Raw genomic sequence first — 21,003 nt, forward strand, 5'->3', positions numbered from 1 at the left:
GCACCACTTCGCGTTCGTGACGCCTCCGCACCCGCCCACGGGGGCCGGCGGGGCAGGATACTGCAAGATCGCGAAAAAAGGGGACCAACATGGGAATTCTGTCCCGATTCCAGTCGTTGTCCCCTTCGGAAGCGGGCACTCGGGAGAGTGTCCAGGGACGCAGAGCCGCGTTCCAGCAGCCGCACCGCGACCTAACACTTTGCAAGGGAGCACGCATGGCAACCCGCGCCGTCGCCCGTCGTCAGTCCACGGGCAGCGCCCGCGCTGTGGGCGGGGAGATCGCAGACCGCGACCTGGTAGGCATGTACCTGGACGAGATCGCGCGCACCCCGCTGCTCGACGCGGCCAAGGAAGTGGAGCTCTCGCAGATCATCGAGGCGGGCGTCTACGCCCGGGAGATCCTCGACGGCGCGATAGAGCGCGAGGGGGAGGCTCCCGCGCGCGAGGAGCTGGAGGCCCTGGCCGCCGAGGGGGAGCGCGCCAAGGAGATCTTCATCCGCTCCAACCTGCGCCTGGTCGTGGCCGTCGCCCGCCGCTACCCGCGCAGCGGCCTGCCCCTGCTCGACCTGATCCAGGAGGGCAACGCGGGCCTGGTCCGCGCGGTGGAGAAGTTCGACTACACCAAGGGCTTCAAGTTCTCCACGTACGCCACGTGGTGGATCCGCCAGGCCATCACCCGCTCCATCGCCGACCAGTCGCGCACCATCCGCCTGCCCGTCCACCTCGTCGAGGAGCTCGGCCGGATCCGCCGGATCCAGCGCGAGTTCAACCGGGAGAACGGCCGCGACCCCGAGCACGCGGAGATCGCCACCGCGCTGGACTCCACCGAGCAGCGCGTCAGCGACGTCCTGGACTGGGCCCGTGACCCGGTCAGCCTGAACATGTCCGTGGACGACGAGGGCGAGACGCAGTTCGGCGACCTCCTCGAGGACACCTCCGCGATCTCCCCCGAGCAGTCCGTCCTCTCCCTGCTGCGCAGCGAGGAGCTGGAAGACCTGCTCGGCAAGCTCGACCAGCGCACGGCGTCGATCATCAAGATGCGGTACGGGATCGACGACGGCCGGGAGCGGACCCTGACGGAGGTCGGCAAGCAGCACGGCCTGACCCGCGAGCGGATCCGCCAGATCGAGAAGCACGCGCTGCTGGAGCTGAAGCGCATGGCGCGCGACACCGGCTTCGACGCCGTGGCCTGACCGACGGCCCGCCCACCGCGCCGCCCGCCGCCCGGCCGGTCGACCGACCGGGCGCGGCGAGCCCTTGAGACCGCCCCCGGCACCATCCCCCCAGGTGCCGGGGGCTACCCCTGTCCGGCCCCGGCCCCGGCTGCCGCTCCGGCGGCCGACAGCCGGGCCGCCAGCTCCCGTGCGGCCGCCGCGAGGAACTCCGGCGCGTGCACGGTGAACGGCAGCCCCGTGAGCGCCAGCCGGGCGGCCTGCCAGTCGGGGGAGTCCCCGCTCTCGAACCGCACCCGGCAGCCGCCGCCCGCGGGCACGGCCCCCTCGCGCAGCCAGCCCGGCAGGGCCTCGGCCGGCGCGTCGAAGGAGACGTCCACCGGGTACGTCTGGCGGCCGTGCAGCCCGCGCCGCACGAACTCCACGGCGTCCATCGGCAGCGCCCGCGGGGCGAAGCGGGCACCGGTGGCGAAGGGCTCCGCCACCCGGTCCACGCGGAAGGTCCGCCAGTCCTCCCGCTCCAGGTCGTAGGCCACCAGGTACCAGCGGCTGCCCGTGCTGACCAGCCGGTACGGCTCCACCAGCCGCCGCGTGCGCACCCCGTCGCGCGCCTCGTACGCGAACCGCAGCCGCTCCGGCCCGGCCACCGCCGACGCCATCGTGGTCAGCGTGTGCGGGTCCACGGTGGCCCCGTCCCCGCGGACCACCGCCGTGGTGGCCGACTGCAGGGCGCTCACCCGGTGGCGCAGCCGCCCCGGCAGGACCTGCTCCAGCTTGGCCAGGGCCCGTACGGAGGCCTCCTCCACGCCCTCGACGGCATGCCCGGCCCCGGCCCGCAGCCCCACCGCGATCGCGACGGCCTCCTCGTCGTCCAGCAGCAGCGGCGGCATCGCCGCCCCGGCCACCAGCCGGTACCCGCCCTCCGAGCCGAGCGTGGCCTCCACCGGATAGCCGAGTTCGCGCAGTCGGTCGATGTCGCGGCGGATCGTGCGCGTACTGACCCGAAGCCGTTCGGCCAGCTCGCTCCCGGGCCATTCGCGCGGTGTCTGCAGCAGGGAGAGCAGAGTCAGCAGCCGTGCGGGGGTGTCTGTCATGAAATACAGGCTGCCAGCGAAATAGGACGCAACCTGACCTACATCACGTCTACGTTTCTCTTCATGAGCAGCGAGACGTCCATGACATCGCCCGAGCGGCAGAGCGGGCCCGTACCAGCAGAGCGGAACACCACCGTCCCCGACGCATCAGCACCCGTATCGGCCGAGGCCGACCGCCGCCGGTGGCTGGCCCTGGCCATCGTGATGGCCGCGTCCTTCATGGACCTGGTCGACGTCACGATCGTCAACATCGCGATACCCCGGATGCGCGGCGACTTCGGCGCCTCCACCAGCGCCATCCAGTGGATCACCGCCGGATACGCGCTGGCGTTCGCCGCCGGCCTGATCACCGGCGGCCGTCTGGGCGACATCTACGGCCGCAAGCGGCTCTTCCTCATCGGCATCTCCGGCTTCACCGCCGCGTCGCTGCTCTGCGGCATCGCCCCCAACCCCGAGGTGCTCGTCGCCTCCCGCCTGCTCCAGGGCGGCATGGCCGCGATGATGGTCCCGCAGGTGCTGGCGATCATCCACGCCACCTTCCCGCCGCACGAGCGCGGCAAGGTCTTCGGCATGTTCGGTGCGATCGTCGGCCTCGGGGCGGTCTCGGGCCCCATGCTCGGCGCGCTGCTCACCGAGTGGAACATCCTGGGCCTCGAATGGCGCCCGATCTTCCTGATCAACCTGCCCGTCGGCATCCTCGGCATCATCCTGGGCCGCCGGTTCATCAGCGAGTCCAAGGCCCCCAAGGCGCTGAAGCTGGACATCGTCGGCGTCGTGCTGGCCACCCTCGGCCTCGTCATGCTGATCTTCCCGCTGACCCACGGCCGCGAGAACGACTGGCCGCTGTGGGGCTTCGTCTCCATGGCCCTCGTGCCGTTCGTGTTCGCCGGCTTCATCGCGTACGAGAAGCACAAGATCCGCAAGGACGGGTCCCCGCTGGTCGAGCTGTCCCTCTTCAAGGTCAAGAGCTTCGCGGGCGGTATCGCCGTGCAGCTCACCTTCGGTGTGGCGACCGGCATGTTCTTCCTGGTCTGGACGCTGTACATGCAGGTGGGCCTCGGCTGGAGCGCCCTGCGCGCCGGCCTCACCGGCATACCGTTCTCCCTCGCCGTCTCCGCCGCCGCGGGCATGTCGGTGCAGAAGCTCGTCCCGCGCTTCGGCCGCAAGGTGCTCCAGGCGGGCGCGCTCGCCATGGCCGCCGGCGTCATGCTGTACATCTGGGAGTCGCAGCGCTACGGCATGGCCATCGCCTCCTGGCAGATGGCCGCCCCGCTGATCGTCATGGGCATCGGCATGGGCCTGATCGTGGCCCCGCTGACCGACACCGTGCTGTCCGAGGTGCCGCGCGAGCACGCCGGCTCCGCCTCCGGCCTGATCAACACCACCGGCCAGATGGGCAACGCGCTCGGCCTGGCTCTCACCTCGGTCTCCTTCTTCGGCCTGATCGACGACGACACCGCCTTCGGGGCGCCGTACGCCGAGGCCTTCCGCGGGGCGATGTGGTGGGTCGTGGCCGTGATGCTCGTGATCTTCGCCGTGATGTTCGTGCTGCCGCGCAAGACGCTCCCGGTGGAGCAGCGCGAGGGCGCCCCGGGCGCCGGCGCCGCCTCCCCCGAGGCCGTCCCGGCCGGGTAGTCCGCCCCGGCGCGCGAGCGGCCCGACGGGCATGTCCGCTCCCCGGGGGCGGGCATGCCCGTTTCGCTTTTGAACCGCCACAAAACGAGGCGTACCGTAAAGCCGCATATGATCCTCACCGTCACCCCGAACCCCTCCCTCGACCGGACCTACGAGGTGCCCTCGCTGGAGCGCGGCGCGGTGCTGCGCGCCGCCGCCGACCGGGTCGACCCCGGCGGCAAGGGCGTCAACGTCTCGCGCGCGGTCGCCGCCGCGGGCAGAGCGACGACGGCCGTCCTCCCGCTCGGCGGAGCATCCGGAGCCCTCATCGCCGAACTGCTGGGCCGCCAGGGCGTGGACGTCACCGCGGTCTCGATCGCCGGGCAGACCCGCTCCAACATCACCCTCGTCGAACCCGACGGCACCCTCACCAAGATCAACGCGCCCGGCCCCGAGCTCACCGCGGCCGAATCCGCACTCCTCCTGGACACCGTCCGCACCTGCGCGAACAGCCCCGACTGGATCGCGGCCTGCGGCAGCCTCGCACCCGGACTGCCCGACGACTGGTACGCCGGCCTCGTCACCCGCGGCCACGAGGCCGGGGCCACCGTCGCCCTCGACACCTCCGGCCCGGCCCTGCTCGCCGCACTGCCGGCCCGCCCGGACCTCGTCAAGCCCAACGCCGCGGAGCTCGCCGGGGCCGTGGGCCGCCCGCTGGCCACCCTGGGCGACATCGCCAAGGCCGCCGAGGAGCTCCGCTCCCTGGGCGCGGGTGCGGTCCTGGCCTCGCTCGGCCCCGACGGCCAACTGCTCGCCTGCGCCGAGGGAATCTTCCACGGCACCGCCCCGGCGGCCGCGGTCCGCAGCAACGTCGGCGCGGGCGACGCCGCCCTGGCCGGCTTTCTCCTCGCCGGCCGCCCCGGACCCGAAGCGCTCGCCGCGGCCCTGGCCTACGGTGCGGCCGCCGTCCAGCTCCCGGGCAGCGCCCTGCCGGCCCCCGCCGACCTCAGGCCCGACGCCGTGCACCTCACCGCCCGGCCGCCGCTGGACCTCCCGCTCACCGAGCCCGCCGCGCCCTGACGGCGGCGGCCGTCACCGCACGCGGGCCCGGACCTCCATCGCGCCGCGGGCGGCCGCCTCCGTCTCGTACACCTCGCACATGTGGCGCCCGTCCGGCGTGGCCGTGTGCTCGACCTCCCACAGGCTGATCTCGCTCCCGTCCAGCAGGACGAACGCGTGCTCGTACAGGCTGAATCCGGCGTCCCGGCCGTCCGCGAGGCACTGCCGGGTGCCGAACGCCTGGGTGATCTGGTGCGCGTACGCCGATCTCAGCAGCACCGCCGTCCCCTCGCCGGGCCGGTCCGGGTTCTCGGCGCGTCGCAGCACCCGCCGGGCGTGGTCGGCGGACTGGTCCACCGCGTACTCCCGGTGGCGCCGGTCCGCCGCCGAGGCCGCGAACAGGGCGCTCAGCGCGGCCACGTCCTCATCGGGCCCTTCCTCCGCCGCGGCGAGCGCCCGGTCCAGCGCCGGCTCGAAGGCCGACTCCGCCGGGCTCTCGCCGAACAGCCGGGCGACGGCGAGGCGGAGCTCCGCCCGGCTCGCGAAGACCTCGTGCCGGATGGTCCGGTCAGCCTCGTGCCGGTACACCAGCTCCCACAGCGACGCGGACGTGCCGTCGGCCAGCAGGTACGTGTGCCAGTGGGTCTCCCGCCACAGCCCCGCGGCCGGGCTGTGGCGGGTCGTGTGGAGCGAAGAGCTGTGGGCGAGCGCCGTCCCGAGGCGCTCGACCAACCGGTCCGGCAGGTCGAAGGAGTTGAGGGCGCGGCCCAGGAGTCGCTCGAGGTGCGCCTCGGTTGTCTCGTACGGATCGCTCAAGGTGGGTCTCCAGGCCGTCGCAGCATGTGACTTCGCGGAAGCTCAACGTAGCCCCTGGCTCTGACATCACGTCCGGGGTTCGGTAAAACGTCCGGGACGCAACGGGGGTTCCCGCCACCCCTTCAGGTCAACTTGTGCCGGGCTCCTCATGGTTCGCCCCGGTGTGTGCCATGGCGCGGGACGATGGGCCGCATGGCAACGAAAACAGTGGGGGTGCCCCGCCAGCTGGGGCGGCCCCGTACGCGAGACGAGGGCGAACCGGCGGACACCCCAAGGGCGTTGGCCTGGCTGCTTCTGCTCACCGGGGCCGCCGGGGTGCTGGCCTCCTGGGTGATCACCCTCGACAAGTTCCTCCTGCTGGAGGACCCGGACTTCAAGCCCGCCTGCAGCCTCAACCCGGTGGTCTCCTGCGGCAGCGTCATGAAGAGCGAGCAGGCCGCGGCCTTCGGCTTCCCCAACCCCATGCTGGGGCTGGTCGCGTTCGGCGTGGTGGTGTGCGTCGGGGCGGGCCTGCTGGCCGGCGCCCGCTACCGCGGCTGGTTCTGGCTGGGGCTCAACGCCGGCACGGCCTTCGGCGTCGGCTTCTGCACCTGGCTGATGGTGCAGTCGCTCTACGAGATCAACGCGCTGTGCCTGTGGTGCTGTCTGACCTGGGTGGCCACGCTGCTGATGTTCTGGGCCGTCACCGCCCACACGGTCCGCACGGGCGCCCTGCCGGCCCCCGGCCCGGTGCGCGGCTTCTTCGAGGAGTTCGCCTGGGCTCCGCCCGCCCTGCACACCGGCGTGATCGGGATGCTGATCCTCACCCGGTGGTGGGAGTTCTGGACCGGCTGACCGTTTCTCCTGCGGCTCCCGCGGCCCGCGTACGGCGGGCCGCACGGCATGCGAAGGCCCCGGCAGCCGGATGCTGCCGGGGCCTCGTCACATCGCTCCACGGGCGCGGGGCCCGTACCGCAGAAAGCAGGGAGGGGGAGGAGCGGGGATCAGCTGTTCGCGGAGAGGTTGCCCGACAGGATCGGGATGTTGTCCAGGATGTGCGAGAGGGACTCGTCGCCCTTGGCCTGGGTGGAGTTCTCGGTGCACTGCTGGTTCATCGGGTTGGACAGGACGTTGACGTCCTGGAGGCCGATCGGGACGGCGCCGACCAGCGACTGCACGTTCACCTTCACGGGCAGGGCGACGCAGGGCTTGTTGAGGGTGCCCTGGACCAGGCTGAGCTGCGGGCTCAGGTCGCCGGCGGTCTTCTGGTTGCCGTAGATCTGCTGGGATCCGTTGCCGTTGATCGTGGTGATTCCCTCGTCGTTGCCGATGGCCATGGCCGGGGCGGCAACAGCAGCGCCCGCGCCGACGGCGGCGGCGGTGACCGCGGCGGCAGTCATGATCTTCTTGAGCATCATTGGTCCTTTTGTCGCACGAGTGCCCGCTAGTGGAGCGCCCTGGTCAACTGCCGTGTAGGGGTTTGGTTCCGCGGCTTCACTCAATCGGCCTGCCATGGCGCGGCTTTTCCCCGCCGCGGGTGAGTCGGCACCGGACGCGTGCGCGAAGCCCGTACGAAGCCAGCAGGGCGGGTGCGGCCCGCGGGGCTCCGGTTGCGCTCCGTAGAAGGTGTTCGCACGGTGGGCAATGAAGCGGATCGCTCAGGTCCGCTTCTGTGCGACCACCGAAGGGACCCCCATGCACCGCTCGAAGCCGTCCCGCCTGCGTGTCCTCGTCCCGTCGGCCCTCGCCGTCGTCATACTCACCGGCGCGGCAGCCCCTGCGGGCGCCGCGGACGGCGGCAGCGCCGCCGCCCTGAGGAAACGAGTGGAGGCCGTCAAGAAGGAGGTCGACCACCGGCAGGCCACGGCCCCGACCGGCGTGCTCGACGACCTCCTCGCCTCCGTCTCCGCCACCCTGGACGGCCTCGTCAAGAGCCTCCAGACCCTGCTGCCCGGGGTGACGCTGCCCCCGATCCAGCTGCCGACGTTCCCCGATCTGCCGGAGATCCCGGACCTGCCGATCGAGATCCCCGGGCTGCCGATCACCCTCCCGCCTGTGGGGGAGGCGCCCGAGGTGCCCGAGATCCCGGAGATTCCGGAGACCCCCGAGACCCCCGAGACCCCCGAGATCCCTGAGGTCCCGGAGATCACGCTGCCGTAGCGGGGGCCCGGCCCGGACGGCCGAACACCCGCCGCAATGACGGGCCTTGGGGCGAAAAATTGAGCTGAACAGGTTTGATCCGCCGAAGGCCGTGTCCGTACGGGAGGTTGGACCGTTCTGCTCGGTGTGAGCCCCGGTCGGGGCAGAACGTCGAACAGAAGGTGCACTTCCCATGAACACTGCCAAGAAGGCAGCCCTGGTCCTGGCCTCTGCCGGTCTCGCCGCGGCGGGTGCCGCCGGCTCCGCGATGGCCGACGCGAACGCCGAGGGCCTGGCCGCCGGTTCCCCCGGTGTCATCTCGGGCAACCTCGTGCAGGTCCCGGTCCACGTCCCGGTCAACATCTGCGGCAACACCGTGAACGCCGCCGGGCTGCTGAGCCCCGCGTTCGGCAACGTCTGCGTCAACAGCTGACGCAGCGGCACCACCCCTGTGGGCGCCGCCGGCCTCGCCGGCGGCGCCCACGTCGTATGTCGGGAGCCGCGTCGGCAGGCTCAGTTGCTGCCGCCGTTGAGGGCCACGCCGTGCAACGGGCCCGAGGACTGGGTGACGCCGTTCGCCACGCCCAGGACCGTCCCCGGCACATCGTTGCGGATCTTGTTGACCTCCTGGGCGGTGCCCACGACCTTCCCGACCGTCTCGCCCTGCTCGGCAATGCCGTTGCCCAGAGTCTCCGGGGCGTGCTCGGTGACCGGTGCGAGCGCGTTGAAGGCCTCGGTGGCGCCGCTCGTCAGGCTCATGGGGGGCAGCGCGGCCGTGTTCTCTGCCGCGAAGGCGGAAGCGGAGGCGCCGAGGGCGGCAACGGAGCCGGCGATGACCGCGGCGACCTTCGTGAGCTTCATTATCGAAATCCTTTTCCAGCGGTGACCGTCGCACCGCTTTCGCCCTGGGTAACGATTCCGTGCCGCCGTGGAAACGCGTACGGCGCGCACGCACGACAGCGGCCGGAGAATCCGGGAGGGATTCTCCGGCCGGCATTTCTTCCGATTACCGGTATTGCCGTCAGGCGATACGGGCCCTGCGGTACAGAATCGCGCCGCCCAGGATCAGGGCCGAGGCGAGGATCGCCGCGGCACCGGTCTGGCCCGCACCGGTCTCGGCGAGCACCGGAGCGGGCGCGGGGAGGGGAGCGGGCGCCGGGGCCGGGGTGAGGTGGACGGGGACGTCCCCGGCCGGGGCGGACGGCGGCTGGTCGGCGGGACGGACGACCTCCGGCGCGGGAGCCGGGGCCGGGTGCGTCACGGGCATGCTGCCGCGCGGCGGCGCGGGCACGGTGGCCTCCTCGACCGGCGCCGGCGCGGGGAGCGTGTGGGGCGCCTCCTCGACGGGGGCCGGGGCCGGGAGCGTGTGGGGCGCCTCCTCGGCCGGGGCCGGGGCGGGCTGCGGCGGCGCGGGGACCTCCGCCGGCGGAGCAGGGGCCTGCTGGACGGGCGGCGCCTCCTCGACCGGGGCGGGCTGCGGCGCCGGCCTCGGGGCGGGGGCCGGGGCCGGCAGGGGCTGAGGCTGGGGCGCAGGGTGCTCCGCAGCGGGCGGCCCCGGGTGCGGCTGGGGCTGGGGGTGCGGCTGCGGGGCGGGGGGCGCGTGGTGGACCGGTGCCGGTGCCGGGAGGGGCTGCACGGGCTCCTCGCAGTCCTCGTCCCCGGAGCCGCCGCGTCCGCCGTAGCCGCCCTCGCCACCCGGGTTTTCGTGGTGCGCGGCCGCGTGGCGGGGGGCGGCGTGGCGGGGCGCCCGGTGCCGGGGCCCCTCCTCGCGGGACCCCCCGTACCCGGAGGCCTCGTCGCGGCGCTGCTCCGGCAGCGCGTGCCGCCCCTGGTGCTCCTCGAGGAAGCGCCCGATGGCCTCCGACTGCTCGGGGCTCAGGTAGCGGGAGTGGTCGGCGTCGTCGTGGTCCGAGTGCCGGCCGCCCTGCTGGGTGTGCTGCTGGGTGTGCCGGGAGCCCGAACCGGTGTCGTTGACGCAGGTGTTCCCGAACGCGGGGTTGAGGGCCGCTCCGCCGTCCACGCTGTTGCCGCACACGTTCGCCGAGAGGGTGACCGGTACCGAGACGCTGTTGCCGGACAGCACACCCGGCGAGTGCGAGGCTTCGGACACCGCCCCGGGGTGCGCGTAGGCCGCGCCGGTCGCGATCGACAGCAGGCTCGAGGCGGCCGCGGCCGTGAGTACTCCCTTGCCCAGTACCTGTCGGCTCAGTACCTGTCGCATGGGTCCTTCCCTGTCTACCGGCGCGGGGGCCGGTGCTGAATCGAAGGTGGCCCCGGAGTGCACCGCCGTGCACTCCGGGGCCACCCCGAGGAGGTCTGCCCTTGCGGGCGGGAGGCGCTGCGTCAGTGGTTGATGCAGACGTTGCCGAACGCGGGGCTCAGCAGCGCGGCGGCGTTCACGGTGTTGCCGCAGAGGTTGACCGGCACGTGGACCGGGACCTGCACGAGGTTGCCCGAGATGACGCCGGGGGAGCCGATGGCCTGCCCGTCGGCGTTCGCGTCGGCCATGGCGGGGGAGGCGGCACCGGCAGCCATCAGAACGCCGGCGGTCAATACCACTGCCTTCTTGTACGTCATGTGAATTCGATCCTTCCCGCAGGGGCTTGTCCACTGCAGAAATAACAACGAGTGGGTCGGGGAAAAGAAACCGCTTATTTCCTCGGCCGGGCCTCCGGTACGGTAATTCATCCCGTCGCGTCCGCCGTAGGAAATTCGGAGTGGAATTACGGGTCGCGCCGTCACGCGGCGAGGCCGCCGCGACCCGAAGGTGCGACGGCCTCGGTGGTGCGGGGTGAGATCAGCTGCCGCTGGAGACGTTGCCGGACAGGATCGGGATGTTGTCCAGGATGTGCGACAGCGGCTCGTCACCCTTGGCCTGGGTGGAGTTCTCGGTGCACTGCTGGTTCATCGGGTTGGACAGGATCGGGACGTCCTGGATGCCGATCGGGACGGCGCCGACCAGCGACTGGAGGTTGGCCTTCGCAGGCAGGGCGATGCAGGGCTTGTTGAAGGAGCCCTGGATCAGCGCCATCTGCGGGCTCATGTTGCCGTAGGTGGCCTGGTTGCCGTAGATCTGCGCCGCGTTGTTGCCGTTGACGGTGGTGATGCCCTCGTCGTTCCCGATGGCCATCGCCTGCGGCGCCATGCCGGCACCGATGCCCGCGACCGAGGCTGCAAATGCCGCGGCAGCTGTCATCTTCTTGATCATCATCGTCCCTTTTTTGCAGGATTGCCCGGTACCTGAGCACCCGGACCAACGCGCCGGCTCCGGCTCGGGTTGCGTCACTTCACCCGGATGCCGCCGTTTCGGACGGCGCGGTTGACGGTCGGGTGTGCGGTCAGCGGTTGATGCAGACGTTGCCGAAGGCGGGGTTCAGGAGCCCGACGACGTTGAGGCTGTTGCCGCAGATGTTGATCGGGATGCTGATCGGGACCTGGATGTCGTTGCCGGAGATCACGCCGGGGGACCCGACGGCGGCGCCCGTCGCGTCGCTGTTGGCGGAGGCCATGCCCGCGCCGCCCAGCAGGATCGCGGCGCCCGCGGCGGCCGTGGTCGTGGTGCGCATGACCTTCTTGTTCATCTGCGCATTTCCTTTCGGTTCGAACTTCGAACAGTGGCGCATCGCATAACGACCCGCCGCCTGCGGGGGTGCGTGTTATCGCCCAAAAGGCCGTACGTGCGAGTCCGGCGTGATTTCCCGCCCGATATCTGCCAAGGTTCACTTCTGTTTTGTCCCCTTGATCGAAAATGGAGACGGGGTCATGGGTTCGTCCCGCAGAATCCTCGGCACGCTCGGTCTGCTGTCCTGCCTCGTGCTTTCGGCCCAGACCTCCGCCGCGGGCGCCGAGGCCCCGCCGGGCCCCGGGCAGGCGCCCCGGGTTCCGTTCACCCAGCGTTACCAGGCCGTGCAGCACGGCGGGCTGGTCCGCGCGTCCAACTCCTCCATCGGCTGCCGCAGGGAGCAGGCCCCCGGGGCCGAGCCGTGCGCCGAGGTCGACAAGGGGGCGGCGGGGGCCAACGGCGACTTCGAGATGTTCTACAGCGAGGTCGACAAGGACCCCGACACCTACAACTCCACCCGGGCCGAGCTGAAGGTCCCGCAGGGGGCGAAGGTGTCGTACGCCCGGCTGTACTGGGGCGGGAACCTGCGGGTCGGCGAGCAGAAGCCGCCGGAGGACAACGACCGGGTGCTGGTCGCCGAGCCGGGCGGCGCGTACAAGGAAGTGCTGGCCGACACCGTGATCGGGCACCGCACGGACGAGGGCAGCGACGCCTACCAGGCTTCGGCGGACGTGACCCCGCTGGTGCGCAAGGGCGGCGCCGGGATGTGGACGGTCGCCCAGGTCAACATCGCCATGGGCCACTCCCCGGTGGGCGCCTGGGGCGGCTGGACACTGGTCGTGGCGTACGAGCAGCCGCAGGAGCCGCTGCGCCGGATCTCGGTGTGGGACGGCTTCGAGTCGATCGCCGCCGGTGCGGGCGAGGCGGCGGGCGAGACGGTCGAGATCGCGGGCGTCAACGCCCCCGCCGGAGCCGCCGGCAAGGCGGGAGTGGTCGCGTACGACGGCGACCGGGGCACCCTGGGCGACTCACTCACCGTGACCTCGGACAGTGGGCGCCGGATGAGCGTCAACGATGCAGAAAATCCTTTTAATGATGTGATGAATTCCACGATCACGGAATTCGGACGTCCCTCGTTCGTGCGACAGCCCGAACACCTGAACAATCTCGGATATGACGCGGACGTCTTCGACCTGAGTCCCGCCCTGTCCGGTGGCGCCCGCAGCCTGAACTTCAGGTTCGCGGGCGAAAGCCAGGGTCAATTCCTCGGCGTGCTCTTCGTTCAGACAGACGCGCGCCGCTGAACGTAGGAGACCGCTCCGCGTGCCGACACAGCCTCCACCCCCAGCTCCATCCCCACCTCCATCGCCTTCTCCCTCTCCTTCCTCTCGTGCCTCGGCAGTCCCGCTGACGGTGCTCCACCTCGTGCAGCCCGTCGACGGCGGCGTGGCCCGGGTCGTCCTCGACCTCGTCCGCGCCCAGTCGGCCGCCGGCCTGCGGCCCGTCGTCGGCTGCCCGCGCGGCGGCCGGCTCGCCGCCGACGCCCGCGCGGCGGGGGCCGAGGTGCTCCCCTGGCGCGCCGGCCGGGCCCCCGGCCCCGACCTGGCCGCCGAGGTGATCGGCGCCCGGCGGGTCATCCGCCGGGCCCAGCCCGACGTCCTGCACGCCCACAGCGCCAAGGCCGGACTGGCCGGCCGGCTCGCCGTCCGCGGCCGCGTCCCGACGGTCTTCCAGCCGCACGCGTGGTCCTTCGACGCCGTCGGCGGGGCCACCGCCGCGCTCGCCCTGCGCTGGGAGCGCTTCGGGGTCCGTTGGGCCGACCGGGTGCTCTGCGTCAGCGAGGCCGAACGCCGGGTCGGCGAGGCCGAGGGGATCGCCGCCCACTGGTCGGTGATCCGCAACGGGGTCGACCTGGACCACTACCGGCCCGGCGGGCCCGACCGCGCCGCGGACCGGGCCGCCGCGCGCACCGAACTGCCGCTGCCCGCCGCGTTCCTGGGCGACGGCCCGCTCGCCGTCTGCGTGGGCCGGCTGTGCCAGCAGAAGGGCCAGGACATCCTGCTGCGGGCCTGGCGGGAGGTGCTCGGCAACCTCCCCGAGGCCCGCCTCGCCCTGGTCGGGGACGGCCCCGACACCGAGCGCCTGCGCCGGTCCGCGCCGCCCGGTGTGCTCTTCGCGGGCGCGACCCCCGACATCCGACCGTGGCTTCGGGCCGCCGATCTCGTTGTACTGCCGTCGCGGTGGGAAGGCATGGCGCTCGCCCCGCTGGAAGCCATGGCCTGCGGCCGACCGGTCCTGGTCTCCGACGTCAGCGGTGCCCGGGAGAGCCTGCCGCCCGGCCAGGGACGGCTCTGCCTGGTGCCGCCGGAGGATCCGACGGCCCTGGCGAAGGCCCTGGGACGGCTGCTCGCCGAGCCGCGGCTGCTCGCCGAACTCGGCGAGCAGGCCCAGCAGCACGCCCGGACCGACTTCGACGTGCGGCGGACCACGGACGCGGTCACCGGTCTGTACCACGAACTGCTGGGCAGGCCCCGGCCCTTGAACCAGGAGCGCATCAGCCGATGACGATGGACAGCGCACCCGCCCGGCACACCGGGCAGGGCGGCACGGGGCGCGCAGGCGGCAGCGCCGGAACCACCGCCGTCCCACGGGCCGTGACCGCCATCCACCCCCCGCGCCGGCCCGGGATCGACCAGGCCCGGCCGCTGGTGCGGCCCGGGCGGGTCCGGCGCCGCGACGGGGTCGTCCCGCTGGTGGCCGCCGATGCGCTGGCCGCCGTACTCACCGCGACGGCCGTACCCGGGCTGGAGCTCCCGCGCGAGGCGGCCGGGTCGCTCGCCGTCCTGATCGCCCTGCTGCACGCGCAGGCCGGGCTGTACCGGCCGCGGCTCGCGCCGTCCGCGCTGCTCGAACTGCCCGCGCTGGCCGGCCGGGTCGCCGCCTTGTGGTGCGGGACCGCGGCCGTCGTGGCCGCCCTCGACCCCCGCCAGGCCCTGGGCTGGTCCGTGCTGCTGGCCGCGGTCTGCCTCCAGACCGCCCTGACCTGCGCGGGACGCGGGCTGGTCAACCAGCTCCGGCGGCGCGCCGCCCGGCGCCGGCCCGCCTCCGCCCTGGTCGTCGGCCCCGGCGCCGGAGCGAGCGCCGTCGCCGCCGCCCTGCACGGGCGCCCCGAGTACGGGCTGCGGCCCGTCGGCCTCGCCGACACCGGCGCCGGGACCGACGGGGACGGCGCGGTGCCCGTCCTCGCCACCCACGAGGACATCCGGCGCGCCGTGGTCCAGAACTCCGTGCGCCACGCGGTGTTCACGCGCCCGCCCGAGGCCGACGAGCGCACCGCCGCCCTCGTCCGGCTCTTCCACGACCACGGCTGCCGCCTCTGGCTCGCCGACCCGGCCGGCACCGCCAAGGTCACCGGCATGCGGGTCACCCAGCCCGCCGACCAGCTGTGGGGGTACGCCGTACAGCCGCTGCTGCCGCGCCCGTCGCGGCGGCCGGAGCGCTGGGTCAAGCGGGCCATCGACGGCCTGCTGGCCGCGCTCGCGCTGATCGCCGCCGCGCCGGTGATGGGCCTGTGCGCGCTGGCCGTACGGATCTCCGACGGGCCCGGGGTGATCTTCCGGCAGGAGCGGGTCGGGCTCTACGGACGCCCGTTCACCCTGCTGAAGTTCCGTACCCTGCGCGCCGACGAGCACGAGTCCGCGACCCGCTGGACGGTCGCCGGCGACAACCGGATGAGCCCCGTCGGCTCCTTCCTGCGCAAGTCCTCCCTGGACGAGCTGCCGCAGCTGTGGAACGTCGTGCGCGGTGACATGAGCCTGGTCGGGCCCCGCCCCGAACGCCCGTTCTTCGTCGCGAAGTTCAGCAACGTCCACCCCGGCTACGAGGCCCGCCACCGGATGCCCGTCGGCATCACCGGGCTCGCGCAGATCAACGGCCTGCGCGGGGACACCTCCATCGAGGACCGGGCCCGCTTCGACAACCACTACATCGACACCTGGTCGCTGTGGCAGGACCTGTGGATCCTCGCCCGCACCGCGGCCTCCTTCTTCCGCTTCCGGCTGGGAGGCAGCTGATCCATGAGTCTCGCCCTAACCGTGGGCGGCCGCGGCCGCCGCAGCAGCCCGGGCAGCAGCGGCCGCGGCTCCGGGCCCGGCCTGCCGCGGCTGCTGCGCCGGCACTGGCCGCTGCTGCCGCTCGCCGCGACCGTCCTGATGCTGCTCGTCCCCGTCCCGGCCGGCGACGCCAGCACCTCCGGCAAGGTCGGCCCCGCCGACGCCGCCTCGCTGCTGCTGGTCCTGGTCTGCGGGGTGCAGGCGCTGCGCGGCCGGGTGCAGCGCCCGAGCCCGCTCGCCGTGCTCGTGCTCGGGGTGCCCGCCGTGGGCCTGGCCGTCGCCACCGCGACGGCCGGGGACCCGTACGCGGCCCTGCCGGGCTTCGTGCGCTACCTCCAGGTCTTCGTGCTGGTCCCGGTGGCGATCGTGCTGCTGGTGCGCGACGCCGGGGAGTTCAGGATCGCCGCCGGCTGCTTCGTGGTGCTCGCGCTGGTGCAGGGGGCCGTCGGCGTGGTGCAGTACGCCACCCACACCGGGGCCTCCTACCAGGGCGAGTACATCCGGGCCGTCGGCACCTTCGGGCCCGGCGACGTCATGGGCATGGCCACGGTGGTGGCGTACGGGCTGGTCGTCGCGACCGCCGCGGCGCTGGCGCCCGGTCTGCCCCGCCGCGTACGCCGCACGGCCGGCGCGAGCGCGCTGCTGCTGGTGCTGCCGCTGGTGCTGTCCTTCAGCCGGGGCTCCTGGATCGCCACGGCCGGGGCCGCCGTGCTCGTCATGGGGCTCGCCGGGATCCGGCGGGCCGTACAGGTCCTCCTCGCGCTCGCCGCGGCCGGCGTGGTCCTGGTCGGCGGCCTCGGCGTCGGGTCGGAGATGGTCGCCGAGCGGCTCACCTCCATCACCCAGGTCTCCAGCGCCCCCGACCAGTCCGTGACCGACCGCTACACGATGTGGGCCGCCGCCGGGGCGATGTGGCGGGAGCGGCCCGCCGCCGGCGTGGGCCTCAAGGGCTTCCCCGCGAACCGCGACAGCCACGCCTCCCTGGGGCTGTCCTCCGGCAGCGACACCGCCGGCGCGGGGCAGGGGTACATCCGCCAGCCGCTGCTGTCCCCGCACAACATGTACCTGCTGGTGCTGAGCGAGCAGGGCCTGATCGGGCTGACCGCGCTGGCCGGCGGGTGGGCGGTGCTGCTCGTCGCCGGGATCCGCCGGTACGTCTCGGGCGGCGGGGCGCTGCGCGACTGCGGACTGGTCGCGATCGGCCTGCTGGTGTGGCAGCTGACCGACTTCCTGTACGCGGACATCGGCGGGCCGTCCACCGTCCTGACCGGGGTGATCATCGGACTGGCCGCCTGGTGGGCGCTCCCGTCCGGCGCCGGTTCCGGCGCCGACGCGGGCGCGGGTGCCGCGGCGGCGGCCGGTGCCGCGGGCGGGGGCACCGGCCGTGCGACCGGCCCGCGCTCCTGTTCGGGTGCGGCCGGCCGGTGACGGACACCACGCCCTGGCGGCGGCCCGCGGCCGCGGCGACCGACGTTGCCGCGGCTGCGGGCCGTCCGCCGCGCCCGCCCGAACCCGCCGACCCCGGCCCGCGGGCCGCTGCAGCGTCGGGGGCGCCCGGGGCTGCCGGGGCACCGGGCGGTGGAGGGGCGGCCGGTGCAGCAGGCGGAGCTGTCGGGGGAGCCGGGCCGGCCCAGCCGATCGGATCCCCGGCCGCCGGGCCCGCCGGAACCGGTGGGGGCGTCGGTTCGTCCTCCGCGGCGCCGCTCGGCCGGTTCCTGGCCAAGGCCGCCGCCGTCACCGCCGGGCTGACCGCCGCCGGGGCGGTGTTCGGGCTCGTACGTGACCAGACCATCGCCCACCTCTTCGGTGCCGGGCACGACAGCGATGCCTTCCTCATCTCCTGGACCGTCCCGGAGATGGCCTCGACGCTGCTGATCGAGGACGCCATGGCCCTGCTGATGGTGCCCGCGTTCAGCCACGCCCTCGCCCGGCGCTCGGCCGCCCGGGCCGGGCTCAGCCGCAAGGAGGCCCGCGCCCAGGACCCCGTACGACTGCTGGTCGGGGCGACCCTGCCGCGGCTCGCGGTGTTCCTGGCCGCCGTCGCCTCCCTGCTGGTCGTCGCCGCACCGCTCGTCGTCGCCGTGCTCGCGCCCGGGCTGCCGGATCCCGCACTCGCCGTCGAATGCACCCGGATGACCGCGCTGACCGTGCTGTCCTTCGGGCTCGCCGGATACTTCAGCGCCGCCCTGCGCGCCCACCGCTCCTTCGTCCCGCCCGCCGCAATCTACGTCTCGTACAACGTCGGGATCATCGGCACGATGGTGGCCCTGAACGCCGTGTGGGGCGTGCGGGCCGCAGCCGCCGGGGTCGCCGTCGGCGGGCTGCTGATGGTCCTCGTCCAACTGCCCGCCTTCATCCGGAACGTGGGCTTCGGCCCGCCCCGGCCCAAGGCCGCACCGCGCACCCAGCGCGACCGCGACCGGCCCACGCTGATCGCCGTCGGGATGATCGCCCCGGTGATCTGCTTCGCCGTCTTCCGGCAGTCGCAGGTCCTCGTCGAGCGGTTCCTGGCCGCGTCCCTGCCGTCCGGCGCCATCTCGCACCTGAACTACGCGCAGAAGGTCGCGCAGATGCCGATGGTGCTGTCCCTGATGATCTGCACCGTCACCTTCCCCGTCGTGGCCCAGGCCATGGCCGGCGGCGAGCGCGAGAAGGCCCGGCGCCGCGTCGAACAGGACCTGGCCCTGGCCTCGCTCGCCGTCCTCATGGGCACCGCCCTGGTCATCGGGTACGCGCCCCAGATCATCCAGGTGCTGTTCGAGCGGGGCGCGTTCACCCACAAGGACACCCTGGCCACCGCCGCCGTCATGCGGGTCTACGCCCTCGGACTGCTCGGGCACTGCCTCGTCGGAGCGCTCAGCCGGCCCTTCTTCTCGAGCGCCCGGCCCACCTGGTTCCCGGCGCTCGCGATGGGCGCCGGACTGCTCGTCAACACCGCCGGCGGGGCCGCCGCCGTCCGCTGGTGGGGCACGTACGGCATCGCCGGCGCCAACGCCGCCGGCATCTCCACCACCGCCGTGCTGCTGCTCACCGGCATCGGCTCGCAGATCATCGCGATCCAGGTCCGCCGGGTCGCCCTCAGCATCGCCCGGCTCGCCGTCGCCTCCGTCGCCGCCTGCGCCACCGGCTGGATCGCCGGGCCGATGATCCCGGACCCGCTGCTCAGCGCCGGCCTCGGCTGCCTGCTGATCCCCGCCATGTTCGGAGCGTCCGGCATGGCCATACGGGCGCTCGAAGTCACCGCCCTGTCCGCCCAGATCGCCCAGACGACCCAGAGGTTCCGCCATGTCCGCAACGTCCGCTGACCCCGGCACGGCGCCGGCCGCCGCGACCGCCCGCGCCCGCCGCCGGACCGGTTCGCCGTGGGTCCTGATGTACCACTCGGTCACCGAGTTCACCGACCCCGCCGAGGACCCGTACGGCATCACCGTCACCCCGCGCACCCTGGAGGCCCAGCTGCTGTGGCTGCGCTCGCGCGGGCTGCGCGGGGTGTCCGTCGGCGAGCTGCTGCGGGCGCGCGCCGCCGGGCGCGGCGCCGGGCTGGTCGGGCTCACCTTCGACGACGGCTACACCGACTACCTGACCGGGGCGCTGCCGCTGCTGCGCCGCTACGACTGCACCTCCACCCTGTTCGTTCTGCCCGGGCGGCTCGGCGTGGACAACGTGTGGGATCCGCTGGGGCCGCGCAAGTCCCTGCTCACCGCCGAGGGGATCCGCGAGGTCGCGGCCGCCGGGCAGGAGATCGGCTCCCACGGGCTGCTCCACCAGGACCTCACCGCCGCCTCCGACGACGTGCTGCAGCAGGAGCTGCGGGGCAGCCGGGAGCTGCTGCGCGAGCTGACGGGCACGCTGCCGCAGGGGTTCTGCTACCCGTACGGCTACCTCGACGCGCGGGTCGTCGCCGCGACGCGGGCGGCCGGGTACGGATACGCGTGCGCCATCGACCCCGGGCGGCTGGCCGGCCCGCACGCCCTGCCGCGCACGCACATCAGCCAGGCCGACGGGGCCGGGCGGCTGCGGATCAAGCAGCTGCGGCACCGGGCGCGGGGGCTGCGGCGGGCGGTGTCCCGATGACGGAAGGGCTGCGGGACGGGCCGGAGCAGCGGGGTTCGCAGGATCTGCGGGACCTGGCGGATCTGCGGGTGCTGCACGTCATCACCGGGCTCGGGGTCGGCGGCGCCGAGCAGCAGCTGCGGCTGCTGCTGCGGCACCTGCCGATGCGCTGCGACGTGCTGGCCCTGACCAATCCGGGCGCGGTCGCCGAGGGGCTGCGGGCCGACGGGGTCCGGGTGGTGCACCTGGGCATGCGCGGCAACCGGGACCTCGGGGCGCTCCCGCGGTTGCTGCGGTTCATCCGCGCCGGCCGCTACGACCTGGTCCACACCCACCTGTACCGGGCCTGCCTGTACGGGCGGCTCGCGGCCCGCATCGCCGGCGTGCGGGCGGTCGTGGCCACCGAACACTCCCTCGGCGACGGCGAGATCGAGGGCCGGCCGCTGTCGCGCGGGGTGCGGGCGCTGTACCTGGCCGGCGAGCGGATGGGCGCGGCCACCGTGGCGGTCTCCGACACCGTCGCGGACCGGCTGCGCGGGTGGGGCGTGCCGGGGGAGCGGGTGCACGTCGTCCCGAACGGCATCGAGGCCGCCCGGTTCCGCTTCGACGCGGAGGCGCGCCAAGCCGTGCGGGCCCGGACCGGGCTGCCCGAGCGGGCGTTCGTCGTCGGCGGGGTCGGGCGGCTGGTGCCGGGCAAGCGGTTCGACGCGCTGGTCCGGGCGGTCGCGGCTCTGCCGGGCGCGCACCTGCTGCTGGCCGGGGAGGGGCCGGAGCGGGGCGCGCTGCGCCGGCTGGCCGCCGAGCTGGGCGCGCAGCACCGGATCCACCTGCTGGGCGAGCGGGACCCGCTGGGCGACAGCGCGGACGGCCGCACCTTCGGGATCCCCGCGCTGCTGTCCGCCATGGACGTGTTCGTGTCGCCGTCGCGGGAGGAGGCGTTCGGGCTGGCGGTGGTCGAGGCTCTGGCGGCCGGGCTGCCGGTGCTGCACGTGACCTGCCCCGCGATCGACGACCTGCCGGCCGCCGAGGCGCCGGGCGCGCGGCGGATCGGCACCGGCGACGAGGAACTCCTCGCGGCCCTGCGCGGGCACATGGAGGCGGGAGCCCGCCGGCTCCCGCCGCCCCCGGTGACCCGCCGCTACGACGTCGCCCAGACCGCCGAACGCCTCCTGACGGTCTACCGCCAGGCCCTGACGTCCCCGGGCACCGGCCGGGTCGCGGCTGCCGACCCGATGCCCACGCCCGGCGCCGCCGTCCCGTCAGCCTCCGGGCAAGGGCCCGTCGAGGCGTCCGGCCGCGATGTGTCTGCGGGCACCCGGCTCCGCCCGGACCCTCCCCCAGACTTCGTCCGGGGGGACCCCCACTCAAACGCCGGCGGGGCTGAGTGTGCGGCGCGGCGCTGC

The 21,003-nt window shown here is 73.7% G+C and carries 21 protein-coding genes; 13 read left to right on the forward strand and 8 right to left on the reverse strand.

All coding sequences use genetic code 11. The features are described 5' to 3' along the window. The first annotated feature begins 215 nt into the window (after positions 1-215). A complete protein-coding gene (locus AB0F11_RS04150) occupies positions 216-1,193 on the forward strand; it encodes a sigma-70 family RNA polymerase sigma factor (protein WP_362168145.1) in 978 nt (325 codons plus the stop codon). 104 nt (positions 1,194-1,297) lie between these two features. Here AB0F11_RS04150 and AB0F11_RS04155 read toward each other — a convergent pair whose 3' ends face one another. Continuing rightward, entirely contained in the window at positions 1,298-2,266 is a 969-nt protein-coding gene (locus AB0F11_RS04155; protein WP_362168148.1) for a YafY family protein, read from the reverse strand. Positions 2,267-2,329: 63 nt separating this feature from the next. Here AB0F11_RS04155 and AB0F11_RS04160 point away from each other — a divergent pair, with 63 nt between their 5' ends. Beyond that, positions 2,330-3,901 carry an MFS transporter gene (locus AB0F11_RS04160; RefSeq protein WP_362168151.1) on the forward strand — a complete coding sequence of 524 codons (1,572 nt, stop codon included), beginning with the start codon at positions 2,330-2,332 and terminating at the stop codon, positions 3,899-3,901. Positions 3,902-4,009: 108 nt separating this feature from the next. Continuing rightward, complete coding sequence (gene pfkB / locus AB0F11_RS04165) at positions 4,010-4,960, forward strand: 1-phosphofructokinase (RefSeq protein WP_362168153.1); 951 nt, start codon at positions 4,010-4,012, stop codon at positions 4,958-4,960. 12 nt (positions 4,961-4,972) lie between these two features. On the opposite strand, the gene AB0F11_RS04170 is transcribed toward pfkB, so the two are convergent. Beyond that, the gene (locus tag AB0F11_RS04170) at positions 4,973-5,755 is read right to left on the reverse strand and encodes a DUF6227 family protein (RefSeq protein WP_362168155.1); all 783 of its coding nucleotides are present in this window, start codon (positions 5,753-5,755) and stop codon (positions 4,973-4,975) included. A gap of 192 nt (positions 5,756-5,947) precedes the next feature. Between AB0F11_RS04170 and AB0F11_RS04175 the strand changes: the two genes are divergently transcribed. After that, complete coding sequence (locus AB0F11_RS04175) at positions 5,948-6,589, forward strand: vitamin K epoxide reductase family protein (RefSeq protein ID WP_362168157.1); 642 nt, start codon at positions 5,948-5,950, stop codon at positions 6,587-6,589. Positions 6,590-6,738: 149 nt separating this feature from the next. On the opposite strand, the gene AB0F11_RS04180 is transcribed toward AB0F11_RS04175, so the two are convergent. Next, positions 6,739-7,149 carry a rodlin gene (locus AB0F11_RS04180; RefSeq protein WP_362168214.1) on the reverse strand — a complete coding sequence of 137 codons (411 nt, stop codon included), beginning with the start codon at positions 7,147-7,149 and terminating at the stop codon, positions 6,739-6,741. Between the two features lie 229 nt (positions 7,150-7,378). Here AB0F11_RS04180 and AB0F11_RS04185 point away from each other — a divergent pair, with 229 nt between their 5' ends. Next, positions 7,379-7,894: a hypothetical protein gene (locus AB0F11_RS04185; RefSeq protein ID WP_362168158.1), complete on the forward strand. Its 516-nt coding sequence runs from the start codon at positions 7,379-7,381 to the stop codon at positions 7,892-7,894. Between the two features lie 172 nt (positions 7,895-8,066). Then, complete coding sequence (locus AB0F11_RS04190; protein ID WP_362168160.1) at positions 8,067-8,306, forward strand: chaplin; 240 nt, start codon at positions 8,067-8,069, stop codon at positions 8,304-8,306. An 80-nt stretch (positions 8,307-8,386) separates the two neighbouring features. Here the strand turns inward: AB0F11_RS04190 and AB0F11_RS04195 are convergent, their stop codons facing one another. From AB0F11_RS04195 to AB0F11_RS04215, 5 genes are all read right to left on the reverse strand, one after another. Then, entirely contained in the window at positions 8,387-8,734 is a 348-nt protein-coding gene (locus AB0F11_RS04195; RefSeq protein WP_362168163.1) for a hypothetical protein, read from the reverse strand. Between the two features lie 160 nt (positions 8,735-8,894). Beyond that, entirely contained in the window at positions 8,895-10,094 is a 1,200-nt protein-coding gene (locus tag AB0F11_RS04200) for a chaplin family protein (protein ID WP_362168166.1), read from the reverse strand. Between the two features lie 122 nt (positions 10,095-10,216). Then, positions 10,217-10,450, reverse strand: coding sequence for a chaplin (locus AB0F11_RS04205; RefSeq protein WP_362168167.1), 234 nt, complete (start codon positions 10,448-10,450; stop codon positions 10,217-10,219). A 220-nt stretch (positions 10,451-10,670) separates the two neighbouring features. After that, complete coding sequence (locus tag AB0F11_RS04210) at positions 10,671-11,081, reverse strand: rodlin (protein ID WP_362168216.1); 411 nt, start codon at positions 11,079-11,081, stop codon at positions 10,671-10,673. A 130-nt stretch (positions 11,082-11,211) separates the two neighbouring features. Further along, positions 11,212-11,454: a chaplin gene (locus AB0F11_RS04215; protein WP_362168169.1), complete on the reverse strand. Its 243-nt coding sequence runs from the start codon at positions 11,452-11,454 to the stop codon at positions 11,212-11,214. A gap of 181 nt (positions 11,455-11,635) precedes the next feature. Here AB0F11_RS04215 and AB0F11_RS04220 point away from each other — a divergent pair, with 181 nt between their 5' ends. The 7 genes from AB0F11_RS04220 to AB0F11_RS04250 all read left to right on the forward strand — a co-directional run. Further along, entirely contained in the window at positions 11,636-12,739 is a 1,104-nt protein-coding gene (locus tag AB0F11_RS04220) for a DUF3344 domain-containing protein (RefSeq protein WP_362168172.1), read from the forward strand. A gap of 121 nt (positions 12,740-12,860) precedes the next feature. Next, positions 12,861-14,000 (forward strand): glycosyltransferase, encoded by a 1,140-nt coding sequence (locus tag AB0F11_RS04225; RefSeq protein WP_362168175.1) that lies wholly within the window; start codon positions 12,861-12,863, stop codon positions 13,998-14,000. Beyond that, on the forward strand, positions 13,997-15,508 hold the full coding sequence (locus tag AB0F11_RS04230) for an exopolysaccharide biosynthesis polyprenyl glycosylphosphotransferase (protein ID WP_362168178.1): 1,512 nt from the start codon (positions 13,997-13,999) through the stop codon (positions 15,506-15,508). Before AB0F11_RS04225 ends, AB0F11_RS04230 begins: the two co-directional genes overlap by 4 nt. Before the next feature lie 138 nt (positions 15,509-15,646). Then, a complete protein-coding gene (locus tag AB0F11_RS04235; RefSeq protein WP_362168218.1) occupies positions 15,647-16,975 on the forward strand; it encodes an O-antigen ligase family protein in 1,329 nt (442 codons plus the stop codon). Beyond that, positions 16,972-18,852: a lipid II flippase MurJ gene (locus AB0F11_RS04240; protein WP_362168180.1), complete on the forward strand. Its 1,881-nt coding sequence runs from the start codon at positions 16,972-16,974 to the stop codon at positions 18,850-18,852. Before AB0F11_RS04235 ends, AB0F11_RS04240 begins: the two co-directional genes overlap by 4 nt. Next, positions 18,833-19,621 (forward strand): polysaccharide deacetylase family protein, encoded by a 789-nt coding sequence (locus AB0F11_RS04245; protein ID WP_362168183.1) that lies wholly within the window; start codon positions 18,833-18,835, stop codon positions 19,619-19,621. The genes AB0F11_RS04240 and AB0F11_RS04245 overlap by 20 nt, the downstream gene beginning before the upstream one ends. A gap of 62 nt (positions 19,622-19,683) precedes the next feature. Beyond that, positions 19,684-21,003, forward strand: a 1,320-nt coding sequence (locus tag AB0F11_RS04250) for a glycosyltransferase (RefSeq protein ID WP_362168220.1), incomplete at its 3' end; no start/stop codon positions are given.

It is taken from the genome of Streptomyces sp. NPDC032472 (genome assembly GCF_040636955.1).
Taxonomy (GTDB): domain Bacteria; phylum Actinomycetota; class Actinomycetes; order Streptomycetales; family Streptomycetaceae; genus Streptomyces.